Source organism: Ancylobacter mangrovi (genome assembly GCF_024752335.1).
Lineage (GTDB): Bacteria > Pseudomonadota > Alphaproteobacteria > Rhizobiales > Xanthobacteraceae > Ancylobacter > Ancylobacter mangrovi.
The window spans coordinates 310886-325015 of sequence record NZ_JANTHY010000006.1; the positions used below are offsets into that span (position 1 = coordinate 310886).

General features: G+C 69.3%; 19 protein-coding genes. 14 read left to right on the top strand and 5 right to left on the bottom strand.

What is annotated here, in order from left to right:
* Positions 1-3: 3 nt before the first annotated feature.
* Together NVS83_RS16835 and NVS83_RS16840 are read right to left on the bottom strand one after the other, a co-directional pair.
* Positions 4-1521: a pyruvate kinase gene (locus tag NVS83_RS16835; RefSeq protein WP_258740342.1), complete on the bottom strand. Its 1518-nt coding sequence runs from the start codon at positions 1519-1521 to the stop codon at positions 4-6.
* Between the two features lie 101 nt (positions 1522-1622).
* The gene (locus NVS83_RS16840; RefSeq protein ID WP_258740344.1) at positions 1623-1838 is read right to left on the bottom strand and encodes a hypothetical protein; all 216 of its coding nucleotides are present in this window, start codon (positions 1836-1838) and stop codon (positions 1623-1625) included.
* A gap of 322 nt (positions 1839-2160) precedes the next feature.
* On the opposite strand from NVS83_RS16840, the gene ffh reads away from it, so the two are divergent.
* The 5 genes from ffh to rplS all read left to right on the top strand — a co-directional run bounded on the left by ffh (position 2161) and on the right by rplS (position 6143).
* Positions 2161-3714: a signal recognition particle protein gene (gene ffh / locus NVS83_RS16845; protein ID WP_258740345.1), complete on the top strand. Its 1554-nt coding sequence runs from the start codon at positions 2161-2163 to the stop codon at positions 3712-3714.
* A gap of 136 nt (positions 3715-3850) precedes the next feature.
* Positions 3851-4216 (top strand): 30S ribosomal protein S16, encoded by a 366-nt coding sequence (gene rpsP / locus NVS83_RS16850; protein ID WP_258734528.1) that lies wholly within the window; start codon positions 3851-3853, stop codon positions 4214-4216.
* Between the two features lie 150 nt (positions 4217-4366).
* Entirely contained in the window at positions 4367-4909 is a 543-nt protein-coding gene (rimM, locus tag NVS83_RS16855; RefSeq protein ID WP_258740346.1) for a ribosome maturation factor RimM, read from the top strand.
* Positions 4910-4920: 11 nt separating this feature from the next.
* Positions 4921-5640 (top strand): tRNA (guanosine(37)-N1)-methyltransferase TrmD, encoded by a 720-nt coding sequence (gene trmD / locus NVS83_RS16860; protein ID WP_258740347.1) that lies wholly within the window; start codon positions 4921-4923, stop codon positions 5638-5640.
* A gap of 95 nt (positions 5641-5735) precedes the next feature.
* A complete protein-coding gene (gene rplS / locus NVS83_RS16865; protein ID WP_258734525.1) occupies positions 5736-6143 on the top strand; it encodes a 50S ribosomal protein L19 in 408 nt (135 codons plus the stop codon).
* Between the two features lie 138 nt (positions 6144-6281).
* Here the strand turns inward: rplS and NVS83_RS16870 are convergent, their stop codons facing one another.
* Positions 6282-6530, bottom strand: coding sequence for a hypothetical protein (locus tag NVS83_RS16870; RefSeq protein WP_258734524.1), 249 nt, complete (start codon positions 6528-6530; stop codon positions 6282-6284).
* A gap of 254 nt (positions 6531-6784) precedes the next feature.
* Between NVS83_RS16870 and NVS83_RS16875 the strand changes: the two genes are divergently transcribed.
* From NVS83_RS16875 to leuB, 9 genes are all read left to right on the top strand, one after another.
* Complete coding sequence (locus NVS83_RS16875) at positions 6785-6976, top strand: hypothetical protein (protein ID WP_258734523.1); 192 nt, start codon at positions 6785-6787, stop codon at positions 6974-6976.
* Between the two features lie 80 nt (positions 6977-7056).
* Positions 7057-8478 (top strand): 3-isopropylmalate dehydratase large subunit, encoded by a 1422-nt coding sequence (gene leuC, locus NVS83_RS16880; RefSeq protein WP_258734522.1) that lies wholly within the window; start codon positions 7057-7059, stop codon positions 8476-8478.
* A gap of 22 nt (positions 8479-8500) precedes the next feature.
* Complete coding sequence (locus NVS83_RS16885) at positions 8501-8635, top strand: hypothetical protein (protein ID WP_258734521.1); 135 nt, start codon at positions 8501-8503, stop codon at positions 8633-8635.
* Positions 8636-8640: 5 nt separating this feature from the next.
* Complete coding sequence (locus NVS83_RS16890) at positions 8641-9081, top strand: metallopeptidase family protein (RefSeq protein WP_258740348.1); 441 nt, start codon at positions 8641-8643, stop codon at positions 9079-9081.
* A gap of 68 nt (positions 9082-9149) precedes the next feature.
* Complete coding sequence (locus tag NVS83_RS16895) at positions 9150-9710, top strand: cytochrome b (RefSeq protein ID WP_258734520.1); 561 nt, start codon at positions 9150-9152, stop codon at positions 9708-9710.
* A gap of 96 nt (positions 9711-9806) precedes the next feature.
* The gene (gene leuD, locus NVS83_RS16900; protein WP_258734519.1) at positions 9807-10412 is read left to right on the top strand and encodes a 3-isopropylmalate dehydratase small subunit; all 606 of its coding nucleotides are present in this window, start codon (positions 9807-9809) and stop codon (positions 10410-10412) included.
* A 122-nt stretch (positions 10413-10534) separates the two neighbouring features.
* Entirely contained in the window at positions 10535-10918 is a 384-nt protein-coding gene (locus tag NVS83_RS16905) for a RidA family protein (protein ID WP_258740349.1), read from the top strand.
* A 76-nt stretch (positions 10919-10994) separates the two neighbouring features.
* Complete coding sequence (locus NVS83_RS16910) at positions 10995-11333, top strand: ribbon-helix-helix domain-containing protein (protein WP_258740350.1); 339 nt, start codon at positions 10995-10997, stop codon at positions 11331-11333.
* A 185-nt stretch (positions 11334-11518) separates the two neighbouring features.
* A complete protein-coding gene (gene leuB / locus NVS83_RS16915; RefSeq protein WP_258734516.1) occupies positions 11519-12628 on the top strand; it encodes a 3-isopropylmalate dehydrogenase in 1110 nt (369 codons plus the stop codon).
* Between the two features lie 115 nt (positions 12629-12743).
* Here the strand turns inward: leuB and NVS83_RS16920 are convergent, their stop codons facing one another.
* Together NVS83_RS16920 and NVS83_RS16925 are read right to left on the bottom strand one after the other, a co-directional pair.
* Complete coding sequence (locus NVS83_RS16920) at positions 12744-13016, bottom strand: hypothetical protein (protein WP_258734515.1); 273 nt, start codon at positions 13014-13016, stop codon at positions 12744-12746.
* Between the two features lie 106 nt (positions 13017-13122).
* On the bottom strand, positions 13123-14055 hold the full coding sequence (locus NVS83_RS16925) for a polyprenyl synthetase family protein (protein WP_258740351.1): 933 nt from the start codon (positions 14053-14055) through the stop codon (positions 13123-13125).
* Positions 14056-14130 lie beyond the last annotated feature (75 nt).

Sequence of the window (14130 nt, forward strand, 5' to 3'; positions counted from 1 at the left end):
GGGCTACCAGCTTCGGAGCGCGCGCAGCGTCGGGGTCTTCTTGTCGAGATGGCCGGCCATGCGGCCGAGCAGGCGCCCGAGCAGGTCGACCGCCTCGATCACCGCTGGCCCCTTGTTCAGCATGACGCATTCGGCGCGAGCGGCCATGGCGGCGTCCGTCATCTCGCCGCGCGAGGGGATGCCGTCGCGCACCAGGTCCTCCAGCACCTGGGTCGCCCAGATCGCCGGCACGGCGGCGGCCTCGCAGATCCACAGCAGCTCTTCCTGCATCTCGGCGAGGCGCTCGAAGCCGATCTCGGCGGCGAGGTCGCCGCGCGCGATCATCACGCTGAACGGGCCGCGGCCGGCGGCGCGGGCGATCAGGTCGGGCAGGTTCTTCACCGCGTCGGGGCGCTCGATCTTCGCCATCAGCCCGAGCGGGCGGTCGGGGTCGCGCCCGTGGCGGGCGATCGCTTCCTCGATCAGGTCGATGTCCTCGGGCCGGCTGACGAAGGAATAGCCGATCATGTCCGCGCACTCGATCACGGTGGCGAGGTCTGCGTCGTCCTTCGCGGTGAGGGGGGAGAGGCCGAGCGCGGTGTCAGGCAGGTTGATGCCCTTCTCCGGCTTGAGCTTGGTACCCTTCTCGCGGGCATGGCGGATGCGGATCACCGCCTCGCCCTCGGCAAGCCTCTCCACCACGCCCTCGACCTTGCCGTCGTCATAGAGCACGCGGTCGCCTACCGCGAGGCGGGTGACGATCTCAGGCAGTGAGACGGCGGCGGAAAAGGGGGCCTCCTCATCCGGGCGCGGGGCGCCCTGGGCGACGAGGCGCAGCGCGTCGCCGGTCATCAGCCGGCCGGAAGGCTTGCCCTTCTTCATCGGCAGCACCGCCTCGGTGCGGATCTTCGGCCCGGCAATGTCCATCAGCACGGCGATGCGCCGGCCCTGCGCCTCGCCGGCCGCGCGTACGTGATGGGCCATCGCACGCCACGCCTCGGCATCGTCATGGGCGCAGTTGATGCGCGCGACGTCCATGCCGTGCTCCACGAGGGCGGCGACGAAGGCCGCGTCGGTCGCCGCCTCGCTCGGCAGCGTTACCATGATCCTCGTGTAGCGCCCGGGCGGTTCGGCACCGAGGCTTGCCGCGCTCGCCGCGTCGAGCCGGGTCTCGCCGGCGAAGAAGGCCGCCGCATCCGGCGCCGGGAACGGGACGGGGCGGCCGGTGAGCGCGGCGAGCACGGCCAGCACCGCGTCCAGCGTCGGCAGCACGCGGCTCTCCAGCCGGCCGAGCGAGGACAGGCCGCGCCGCATCAGCTCGCGCTGCAGCCCGCGCAGGTCGTGATGGCGCAGGGCGAGGTAATGGGCGAGGTTGGCGAGGGCGGGCTCCTCGCGGCCGGACGCCTGCGCGAAGCGGGCCGCGGGCGGCGCGCCGTCCTGCGCGACCGCGCCGCGCAGCGCCAGCACGGCCTCGAACAGCGCGCCGTCGTCGAGGTCGTCGGCCGGGGCGGAGAGGGAGACAGCCTTCTCGCGGACGTTCATCACCAGAGCTCCTGCATGAAACGGGATCAGGCTAGGAGGGCGATATTGCGCGGTTGTGACCGGCCGGCCGTGCGTGGAAACCGTTATGCCGGAGGGGAAGTCTAGCGGGTCTCGACCCTGCGGGTGGCGACCAGCTTGTGGTAGGTCGCCTGGTCGGCGCCGCGGTTCTTGTTGACGAGGCCGTCGCGCGCGAGCTTGTCGAGGATCGACCTGATCTCGCCCTCCATCTCCTTCGCATAGGCGATGGCCACGCTTTCGGCGGTGAGGCCGCCGCGGCTGCGGCTGACGATGGAGAGAATGTGAGCTTCCAGATCCATGGCCCGTCTTCCACGATTCCCGTGCGATGATAGCACGTCATGCCGGGCGTTGCGGCGCGCGCGGGGTTGCGCGAACATGGCGGGCGGCCGGGTTGCGGGGCGATCCGGCGGGTGCGGGAAGGTGCTGGGGAAGCGGGCGGCAGGCCGGTTTCCTTGACTTCGCCACCTTCCCAAAGTACAGCCCTGCCGATCCTCGCACATCTCGCGAGCCGACCTACCGCCCGGGCCCGTGAGCCCGGAGGTCAACCTCCGACAGCGCGACGCGCCCTCGGGGGCCATTCGGCTTTGCGGGATACACCGGCGGGAATGGAGCGGCGAACGCATGTTCGATTCACTGAGCGACCGCCTTGGCGGCATACTCGACCGGCTTAAGAAGCGCGGCGCCCTCACCGAGGCCGACGTCAACGAGGCCATGCGCGAGGTGCGCCGGGCCCTGATCGAGGCCGACGTCGCGCTCGACGTCGTGCGCTCCTTCACCGACCGGGTGCGCGCCCGCGCGGTGGGCGCGGAGGTCATCAAGTCGGTCACGCCCGGCCAGATGGTGGTGAAGATCGTCCATGACGAGCTCATCGGCATGCTCGGCTCGGACGCCAAGCCGATCGACCTCGAGGCCGCGCCTCCGGTGCCGGTGCTGATGGTCGGCCTGCAGGGCTCGGGCAAGACCACCTCCACCGCCAAGATCGCCAAGCGCCTGACCGAGCGCGGCAGCCGCAAGGTGCTGATGGCCTCGCTCGACACCCGCCGCCCGGCGGCGATGGAGCAGCTCGCCACGCTCGGCACGCAGGTGAACGTCGCCACGCTGCCGATCGTCGCCGGCCAGAGCGCGGTGCAGATCGCCCGCCGCGCCATGGAGGCGGGCCGGCTCGGCGGCTACGACGTCGTGATGCTCGACACCGCCGGCCGCGTCACGCTCGACGAGGCGCTGATGGCGGAAGTGGCCGAGGTGAAGGCCGCGACTAGGCCGCACGAGGTGCTGCTGGTCGCCGACAGCCTCACCGGCCAGGACGCGGTGAACACCGCCAAGGCGTTCGACGAGCGCGTCGGCCTCACCGGCATCGTGCTGACCCGCGCCGATGGCGACGGGCGCGGCGGTGCCGCCCTTTCCATGCGCGCCGTCACCGGCAAGCCGATCAAGCTGATAGGCACCGGCGAGAAGATGGACGCGCTGGAGGATTTCGATCCCCGCCGCGTCGCCGGGCGCATCCTCGGCATGGGCGACGTGGTGTCGCTGGTCGAGAAGGCGGTCGAGAACATCGACGCCGAGAAGGCGATGGCCGCCGCCGAGCGCATGCGCAAGGGGCAGTTCGACCTCGAAGACCTGCGCATGCAGCTCGACCAGATGGAGAAGCTGGGCGGGCTCGGCGGGCTCATGGGGATGCTGCCGGGCGTCGGCAAGATGAAGAACCAGCTCGCCGCCTCGGGCATGAATGACGGCGTGATCAAGCGTCAGAAGGCGATCATCGATTCGATGACCCGCAAGGAGCGGCGCAATCCCAAGCTACTCGACGGCTCGCGCCGCAAGCGCATCGCCGCCGGCTCCGGCACCAAGGTCGAGGAAATCAACCGCCTGATGAAGATGCATCGCCAGATGGCGGACATGATGAAGGCGATGGGCGGCCCCAATGCCAAGCGCGGCCCGATGGCGGGCCTCGCCAACATGTTCGGTCTGGGTGGCGGCATGGGGGGCGGCATGCCGAGCCCCGAGCAGCTCAAGCAGATGGCGGAGAAGATGCCCGGCGGGGGCAAGGGCGCGGCCGGCGGCCTGCCGAACCTGCCGCCGAACTTCCCCGGCAACATGCCCGGCCTCGGCGGCATGCCGGGTCTGGGCAAGCCGGGCGGGCTTCCGGGCCTGCCGGGCTTCGGCAAGAAGAAGTGACGATCCGATACACCGTCGCGAGCTTTGCCTTCCGGCTCTCCACCCGCCGCCCGAACGCGGCCGGTGCGGGGCCCCGGAACCGGCCCGCAAGCGACGCACGACACGACTGACATCGACTAGCTGAAAGGAAAGACCAATGTCCCTGAAGATCCGTCTCGCCCGTGGTGGCGCCAAGAAGCGTCCCTATTACCGCATCGTCGTCGCCGACTCGCGCTCCCCGCGCGACGGCCGCTTCATCGAGAAGATCGGCACCTTCGACCCGCTGAAGGCGAAGGACGCCGAGGACCGCTTCGTGCTCGACGTCGAGAAGGCCAAGGCCTGGCTCGCCAAGGGCGCCCAGCCGACCGACCGCGTCGCCCGCTTCCTCGACGCGCTCGAGCTGCGCAAGCGCGAGGCGCGCAACAACCCGAAGAAGGCCGAGCCGGGCAAGAAGGCGCAGGAGCGTGCCGCTGCCGCTGCTGCCGCTGCCGCCGCCGGCGAGGAAGCTGCTCCGGCCGAGTGAGGCCCGGGCTTCGACGTCTTTCCTTCGCGTCGGCGAGGCACCCGGCCCGGCCGGGTTCCTCGCCCCGCGTGGGGCGAGGGTCGCGGCCATCGCCTCCGGTTCCCGACCCGGTCTCTCCCGAGCGAGAGGCCCAGAGCGTGACAGCCCGCCATGCCGAACGAGCGCATCCTCATCGCCCGCATCGGCGCCCCGCACGGGGTGAGGGGCGAGATGCGCCTTTTCGTGTTCGCGCAGGATCCGGGCGCGCTGCTCGACTACCGCCCGCTGACCGACGAGGCCGGCCGGCGGCATTTCGAGCTCGCGGCGCTGCGCCCGGCGAAGGACCATTTCGTCGCCCGCCTCAAGGGCGTCGACAGCCGCGAGGCGGCGCAGGCGCTCACCAATGAGGGCCTGTTCGTGGCGCGCGACCTGCTGCCCGCGACCGAGGACGAGGACGACTTCTACCAGGCCGACCTGATCGGGCTCGCCGCCGTCACCACGGAGGGCGCGCCCTTCGGCAAGGTGGTGGCCGTGCACGATTTCGGGGCCGGCGACATTCTCGAGATCGCGCCGGAACAGGGCGGCAAGACGCTGATGCTGCCCTTCACCCGCGCCGTCGTGCCGACGGTCGACATCCGCGCCGGCCGCGTCGTCGTCGATCCCGGCGAGTGGGCGCGCGAGGAAGCCCCGCCCCCCGAGGCGGACAGAGGCTAGGAGCGCGGCTCATGTGGCGCGCCTCGGTCGTCACCATCTTTCCCGACATGTTTCCCGGCCCGCTCGGCCTCTCGCTGGCGGGGCGCGCGCTGGCGCAGGGCGCGTGGGCGCTCGACACGGTCGATCCGCGCGACCACGCCACCGACCGCCACCGCTCGGTCGACGACACCCCGGCCGGTGGCGGGCCGGGCATGGTGATGCGGGTCGACGTGCTCGCCCGCGCCATCGACGCGGCCGCGCCGCAAGGCGATGCTCGCCCGCGCCTGCTGATGACGCCGCGCGGGCGGCCGCTGACCCAGCAGCGCGTGCGCGAGCTTGTGGCGGGGGAGGGCGTCGTCGTCGTCTGCGGGCGCTTCGAGGGCGTGGATGAGCGCCTCGTCGCGGCGCGGGGGCTCGAGGAGGTCTCGGTCGCCGACGTGGTGCTCTCGGGCGGGGAGATCGGCGCGCTGGTGCTTCTCGACGCCTGCGTGCGGCTGCTCGACGGCGTGATGGGCCATCCCGATTCCGGCACCGAGGAGAGCTTTTCCGCCGGGCTGCTGGAATATCCGCAGTTCACCCGGCCGCAGAGCTTCGAGGGGCGCGAGATCCCCGCCGTGCTGACCAGCGGCGACCACGCCAAGGTGGCGCGCTGGCGACACGAACAGGCCGAGGCGACGACCCGCGCGCGCCGGCCGGACCTGTGGGCGGCTTACGCGCAGGCGCATGACGGTTCTGCGACGAATAAGGAATGACAAGCGCGGCGACTTCGCGTATAGGGCGCGCCGTCACTATGAACTGACAACAGCAAGATGCGGGCGGCGAAGGCCGGTCCGCCAGAGGTGATGTTATGGTCGATATCATTAAAGAGCTCGAGACCGAGCAGGCCGCCAAGCTCGCCGCCCAGCGCGAGATTCCCGACTTCCAGCCCGGTGACACCGTCATCGTGAACGTGAAGGTGAAGGAAGGCGAGCGCTCCCGCGTGCAGGCCTATGAGGGCGTCGTGATCGCCCGCACTGGCGGCGGCATCAACGAGAGCTTCACCGTCCGCAAGATTTCCTACGGCGAGGGCGTCGAGCGCGTGTTCCCGCTCTACTCGCCGAACATCGACAGCCTCAAGGTTGTGCGCCGCGGCAAGGTGCGCCGCGCCAAGCTCTATTACCTGCGCGATCGTCGCGGCAAGTCGGCGCGTATCGCCGAGCGCCAGGACAAGAACGCCGGGAAGAAGAAGGCCGCGCCGGTCGCCGCCGCCGAGTGATCCGGCCGCCTGCGTGCCGGCGGCGCGCGGGACGAATCGCCGACGATTTTGAAAGCCGGGGCTTGCCCCGGCTTTTTTGCGTTCGGAAGGGCGCGGTGCTGGCCGCCGTCCGGCAGGGCGGAGTGAGGCGCAAGGGCCTCAGCAATCCTTGATGTGGCGCACCTTGGTCTGCGTCTGCTGCTCGACGATCAGTGTGCCATCGCCGACGAAGGCGGCCTGCATCACCGTGGCGAAGTCCGGCTTGCGCAGCGGGCAGGTGATGAACTGGCTCTGCCGCGGCAGCTCCTTCTCCACCGCCGGGCCGATGTCGATGCGGTTCTTCGCCTCGACGGCCGCGACGAGTGCGCCAATGGCGGCGATGATGAGTGCGATGTCGGTGACGCGCATCAAGAACTCCAGCCTTCACCGGATGAACCTAACGCAAGGTTTTTTGTTACGCTATAGATAATGACGCTGCGGAATGACTGGATATATAGAGTCGTTCCTCGTCGTAATACTTAATAATACGGATATTCCATTCTTAATACATTATTCCAGTGGGGCGATTGCCGGCCCGCGCATGATGGCGTGGACGTCCCGACGTCGTCGGCGTGGAGCTGCGCATTGTTCGCGGCGCCAAGACTTGCTAGAAGGGTTCCACGATGATGACGATTGGCTGCATAGCGGATGTGTGCCGGGGCGCGCGGGATGGCGCGGCCCAGGATTGCGCACGTCCGGAGGCGCGCCGGCGGCTGCCGACCACGATCGGCTTCGCGGCGGTGCCCGACCATGTGCGCATGCCCAATCGCTTCTTCGGCCGTTTCACCGCCTGCGCGGTGGCGGGGCTTAGCTGAGCGCCGCCCGGAGTCCCGTGCTCCCGGCTGCGCTGCTTCAAGCCCGATTTTCCCCCGTTACAGACAAGTGAGACGCCGAGATGAGCACGTCTGCTCCCCGTACCCTGTACGACAAGATCTTTGACGACCATGTGGTCGATCGGCAGGAGGATGGTACCTGCCTGCTCTATATCGACCGCCACCTCGTGCATGAGGTGACGAGCCCGCAGGCCTTCGAGGGGCTGCGCGTCGCCGGCCGCAAGGTGCATGCGCCGTCCAAGACGCTGGCCGTGGTCGACCATAACGTGCCGACCACCGACCGCCGCTTCGGCATCGACGACCCGGAGAGCCGCACCCAGGTCGAGACGTTGGCCGAGAACGCGCGCGACTTCGGCATCGAGTACTTCAACGAGCTCGACAAGCGCCAGGGCATCGTCCACGTCATCGGGCCGGAGCAGGGCTTCACCCTGCCGGGCACGACCATCGTGTGCGGCGACAGCCACACCTCGACGCATGGCGCGTTCGGGGCGCTCGCGCACGGCATCGGCACCTCGGAGGTCGAGCACGTGCTCGCCACCCAGACGCTGATCCAGAAGAAGAGCAAGAACATGCGCGTCACCGTCGACGGGAAGCTCCCCGAAGGCGTGACCGCCAAGGACGTGACGCTCGCCATCATCGGCGCCACCGGGACCGCCGGCGGCACCGGCTTCGTCATCGAATATGCCGGCGAGGTGTTCCGCAACCTGACGATGGAAGGCCGCATGACGGTCTGCAACATGTCCATCGAGGGTGGGGCCCGCGCGGGCATGGTGGCGCCGGATGCGACCACCTTCGCCTATGTGAAGGACCGCCCGCGCGCGCCGAAGGGCGCCGCCTGGGACGCGGCGCTGCGCTACTGGGAGACGCTGCGCTCGGACGAGGGCGCGTTCTTCGACAAGGAGATCCGCCTCGACGGCGCGGCGCTGCCGCCGATCGTCTCCTGGGGCACCAGCCCGGAAGACGTGATTTCGGTCGAGGGCGCGGTGCCCGATCCGGATTTGATCGAGGACGAGGGCAAGCGCGAGGCCAAGCGCCGCGCGCTCGCCTATATGGGCCTCACCGCCGGCACCCGGATCACCGACATCGCCATCGACAAGGTGTTCATCGGCTCCTGCACCAATGCCCGGATCGAGGATCTGCGCGTCGCTGCGAAAATCGTCGCCGGCCACAAGGTGCGCGAGGGCGTGAGCGGCATGATCGTGCCGGGCTCGGGGCTGGTGAAGCTGCAGGCGGAGGCCGAGGGGCTCGACGCGATCTTCAAGGCGGCGGGCTTCGACTGGCGCGAGCCGGGCTGCTCCATGTGCCTCGCCATGAACGCCGACAAGCTCGGCCCGGAGGAGCGCTGCGCCTCCACCTCGAACCGCAATTTCGAGGGCCGTCAGGGCCATAAGGGCCGCACCCATCTCGTCTCCCCCGCCATGGCGGCGGCGGCGGCGATCGCGGGCCGCTTCGTCGACGTGCGCCGCTGGCCGCACGCGGCCTGAGGCGGCGCGGGGAGAGCGTCCGGTGGACCGCCCGCCCTACACCGATCCGCCGGAGGATGACCCCATCGAGGTGTGGGGCCGGCGGATCGGGCGCGGGCTGGCGATCGTGGTGGGACTGGCGCTCGCCTACTACCTCCTCGCCACCTATCTGCGGTGACGGTGATGAGCGACGCGAGCAAAGCCGACACGAGCGAAGCACTGGCCTGGTCGGCGCGCAGCGCGCCCTCGCTGTCCGACATGGAGGCGATGGCCGCGGACGCCTATGCCCGCCTGCCGGACGGCTTCCGCGCCATGTGCGGGAACCTCGTCATCAATGTCGAGGATTTCCCCACCGACGAGGTGCAGGACGAGATGGAGACGGAGAGCCCGTTCGACCTTCTCGGCCTGTTCCAGGGCATCGGCCTGGCGCAGGGCTACGAGTTGGCCTCCGGGGCGCTACCCAACATGATCTTCCTCTACCGCCGGCCCATCCTCGACTACTGGGCCGAGCACGAGGAGACGCTGGGCGACATCGTCACCCATGTCCTGGTGCACGAGATCGGCCACCATTTCGGCCTCTCGGACGACGACATGGAGCGGGTGGAGCAGGAAGCGGGTACGTAACCGGCCGTATTGGCGACATAATCCATGTCATCTTAGAAACTCTCTAAACTGTAGAGGGTTTCGCCATCATGGCTCGCGACGTCTCCGCTCCGGCCCCTGTCCAGGCCTACAGCCTGCCGCTCAGGGCACTTCACTGGTTGACGGTGGTCGCCATCATCGTCGTCTACGGGGTGACCTATCTCGAGGCTTTGTTCCCGCGCGGCTCGGCGGGGCGCGAAGTGATCTGGTGGACCCATATCTCCGTGGGCCTCACCGTTCTCGGCCTGGTGGTGGCGCGGCTCGCGCTGCGCGCGATCGGGCCGGTTCCGCCGCCTTCGGCGGCCCTGTCGCGACCGGTCCATCTGGCCGCGACGCTGGCTCACGTGCTGCTCTACGTGCTCCTGCTCGTCACTCCCGCTGTCGGCATCTATCTCGCCTTCCTGCGCGGCAACGAGGTGACGTTCTTCAGCCTGTTCACGATCCCCTCGCCGGTGGCGACGGATCGGACCCTGGCGGGGCAGGTGCAGGAACTGCACGAGGTGCTGGCGAATGCGCTGGTGATCCTGGCGCTGCTCCATGCGCTCGCGGCGGTGGCGCATCACACGATCCTGAAGGACGACGTGATGCGCCGGATGCTGCCGGGCCATTGAGGCGGCCGATCCGCTGGGCATTCGTCGGCCGGGTTGCTAGGAAGGCGGGAAAGCCCGCGTGCCGGCGCGATGCCGGGCGGATCGGAGGAACGAGACGTGGAGAAGTTCACCACCCTGAGCGGCGTCGCGGCGCCGCTGCACATGGTCAATGTCGACACCGACATGATCATCCCCAAGCAGTATCTGAAGACGATCAAGCGCACCGGCCTCGGCAAGGGCCTGTTCTCGGAGCTGCGCTACAAGGATGACGGCTCGGTCAACCCTGATTTCGTGCTGAACAAGCCGGCCTACAAGGGCGCGTCGATCATCGTCGCCGGCGACAATTTCGGCTGCGGCTCCTCGCGCGAGCACGCGCCCTGGGCGCTGCTCGACTTCGGCATTCGCTGCGTGATCTCCACGTCCTTCGCCGACATCTTTTACAACAACTGCTTCAAGAACGGCATCCTGCCGATCAAGGTGACGCCCGAGCAGCTCGAGGCGCTGTTCGACGACGCCGCGCGCGGGGCCAATGCGGTGGTGACGGTCGATCTGGCGAACCAGACCATCACCGGTCCGGACGGGGGCAGCATCACCTTTGAGATCGATCCGTTCCGCAAGCACTGCCTGCTGAACGGGCTGGACGATATCGGCCTCACCCAGGTCAAGGCCGACAAGATCAAGTCCTACGAGGCGACGCTTGCCGAGGAGCGCCCCTGGGCGTGATCCCGGCCGGCCCCGGCCCCGCGCCGGGCCGATCGAGCTGCCGAACGGCCGGGCAGGTCCCGGCTGTCCGTCCCGAACGCGAGAGCCTGCCCGTCCGTTCGCGAAGCCCGGAGGCGAGGCGCATGACCCGTCGGCTGATCTCCTCCGGCTCGCCCTTCGAGGCGCTGGCCGGCTATTCGCGCGCGGTGGTGGACGGGGACGACATCTTCGTTTCCGGCACCACCGGCTACGATTATGCCCGCATGACCCTGCCCGAGGGGCTCGCCGAGCAGACACATGCGTGCTTCGCCAACATCGCCGCCGCGCTCGCCGAGGCCGGGGCCGGCCTCGATGACGTGGTGCGGGTGCGCTATATCGTGGCGCAGCGCGACTATGCGGACGAGGTGTTCCCGATCTTCGGCAGCTATTTCGCCACCGCGCGGCCGGCCGCGACCCTCATCGTCGCCGGGCTGCTGCAGCCGGAAATGAAGATCGAGATCGAGGTTACCGCCCGCCGTCACCGGTAAGAATTTTTGACCTTTACAGCCCGCCTCTCCCGGGATGGAATTCGCGCCAAGCAGAACAGCCTACCGGGAGAACGCCATGTGCCGTATTTTTGCGGGCCAAGCGCCCGACACCTATGAGAGCCAGACCCGCTCGGTTCGGGTCGGCGGACACACCACCTCCATCCGCCTCGAAGCCGCCTTCTGGAACGTGCTGGAGGAACTCGCCGCCCATCAGGGCATGAGCCTGGGCAAGTTCGTTTCCCATCTGCATGACGAGGTGCTTCAGCTCCATGGCGAGGTGCGCAACTTCGCCTCGCTGCTGCGCTGCTGCTGCCTGATCTATCGCGGCGACATCCAGGCCGCCGCTGTCGGCCCGGTCGCGCCCGGCCGGCTGGCGCAGGCGGGGGCGCAGGCGTCGCTCGCGGCGGCGGAGTAGCGACGCGCGCCGGCGCAGGGGACGGCGGGAGGCGGAGCGCGCGGTGCCGGGCGAAGCTCCGGCCGGCGGGCGTTCGGTTGCCCTTCGGTGGCCACGCGCCGCTTGCCAGCACACGCGCCAACCATTAGCACTCGCTCGCCCGACTGATCCGACGAGTTTCCAAACAGGCGCAAGCGAGAGAACCCATGGCGACCCACAAGCTCCTCCTCCTTCCCGGCGACGGCATCGGCCCGGAGGTCATGGCCGAGGTGAAGAAGGTCGTCGGCTGGCTCGATTCGCACGGCTTCGCCTCCTTCTCGATCGAGGAAGACCTCGTCGGTGGCGCCGCCTATGACGAGAACGGCGTGCCGATCAGCGACGACGCCATGGCCAAGGCGTTCGACGCCGATGCCATCCTGCTCGGGGCGGTGGGCGGCCCGAAATGGAACACGGTGGGCTTCGACGTGCGTCCCGAGGCCGGCCTGCTGCGGCTGCGCAAGGACCTGCAGCTCTTCGCCAATCTGCGCCCGGCTGTGTGCTACCCGGCGCTCGCCGAGGCTTCCAGTCTCAAGCGCGACCTGGTCGAGGGCCTCGACGTGCTGATCGTGCGCGAGCTGACCGGCGGCGTCTATTTCGGTGAGCCCAAGACCATCACCGACCTGCTGGACGGCCAGAAGCGGGCGGTCGACACCCAGGTCTACGAATCCTACGAGATCGAGCGCATCGCCCGCGTCGCCTTCGAGCTCGCCCGCACCCGCAGCAACCGGGTCGTCTCCACCGAGAAGCACAACGTCATGAAGACCGGTGTGCTGTGGAAGCAGGTGGTGAGCGAGGTGCACGGCTCGGAATTCTCCGACGTCCAGCTCGAGCACCAGCTCGCCGATTCCTGCGGCATGCAGCTCGTGCGCAATCCCAAGCAGTTCGACGTCATCGTCACCGACAATCTGTTCGGCGACATCCTTTCGGACGTGGCCGCGATGCTGACCGGCTCGCTCGGCATGCTGCCCTCCGCCTCGCTCGGCAGCGTCGAGGAGATTTCCGGCCGTCGCCGCGCGCTCTACGAGCCGGTGCACGGCGCGGCGCCGGACATTGCCGGCAAGGGGCTGGCGAACCCGATCGCCATGATCGGCTCGCTCGGCATGGCGATGCGCTATTCGTTCGGCCTCGGCGAGGCGGCGGACAAGCTGGACGCGGCGATCGCCGGCGTGCTGGCGCAGGGCTACCGCACCGCCGACATCTATTCGGACGGCATGACCCGGGTCGGCACCACCGGCATGGGCGACGCCATCCTCGCCGAACTCGGCAAGGCGGGCTGAGGCCTACCGCGGGCTGAGCCTCGCCGCTCTTCCCCAGAGACGACAAAGCCCGGCGCGAGCCGGGCTTTTTTCATGCCGTGCGAACCGCGCCAGCCTCGAGGGGGCGGCGGGCGGCTCAGTACTGCGGCAGGTAGAACTCGGTCGGCAGCGGATAGCGGCTGCCGGTGATCCCACCTTCGCCGCCATACTGCGGATAGCGCGGCTGGGTGGCGAAGATGTAGTTCAGGTCGCGCGCCGTACCGGGCTTCACCACCGGGCCGGGATCGAGATAGGACCGGGGCGGCTGCTTGCGGATGATGATGCGCGTCTCCTGCGCTTCCGCCGGCGCGGTAGCGACGAGGGCGGCGCCGGCGAGCAGGCCGGCGAGGATGAGCGGGGCGGCACGCATTTTCACCTCCTGGCGACGCAAGGCTGCGCGAAGCATCTGCACGACGCACGCTTACGTCACGATAAGAATGGGCGCACCTTATCGTTCCGTCGAGATGAGGAAACCCCTAATTCCGCCGATTTGCCACGAAACGTGCCGCTTCCGCCAACAGTGTGGCCGCGCTGCCGAAAACCGAAAGCGCCGCCTCGGCTTCTCCGACCAGACGCTCGAGCTCCAGCCGCGCACCGTCGATGCCGAGCGAATCGATCAGCGTCGCCTTTCCGGCGGCCGCGTCCTTGCCCACGCGCTTGCCCACCGTGCCGGCGTCGCCCTCCACGTCGAGCAGGTCGTCGGCGATCTGGAACGCGCGGCCGAGGGCGTGGGAATAGCGGGCGAGGCACTGGCGCCGCTCGGCATCGGCCGAGCCGAGGATCGCGCCGGCCGCGCAGGCGAAATCGAGCAGGGCGCCGGTCTTCATCGCCTGCAGGCGCTCGATTTCCGGCGCCGCGAGGGGAGAGCGGGCGCCGTTCTCGAACCGGCCCTCGGCGGCGAGGTCGAGCATCTGCCCCCCGACCATGCCGGCGCCGCCCGCCGCGCGGGCGAGGCCGGCCACCAAGGCGATGCGGATCGCCGGTTCGGCGGCCGCGTCCTCGCGCGCGAGTATGTCGAAGGCAAGGGTGAGCAGCGCGTCGCCGGCGAGGATGGCGGTGGCGTCGTCGAAGGCGCGATGGACGGTGGGCTGACCGCGGCGCAGGTCGTCGTCGTCCATCGCCGGCAGGTCGTCATGCACCAGCGAATAGCAGTGCACGCATTCCAGCGCCGCGGCGGCGGGCAGGGCGGCCGCGCGCGGGACGCCGAACAGGGCGGCCGATTCGACCAGCAGGAAGGGGCGCAGCCGCTTGCCGCCCGCCAGCGCCGCGTGGCGCATCGCCGCCGCCAGCCGCGCGCTGCGCGGCGAATTGCCGGTGATGGCATCGTCGAGATAGGCGACGACGGCATCGGCGGTCTCGCCGAGCGCAAGCGCCAGGGCGGAGGACGGATCGTCGGCGGAACTCGTCATTACTATGCTCTACAGGGCGGGAGGTCTGGGTGCCCCAGCTCGAGTGACGGGTCAAGCGACCGGCCGGCGATGGCG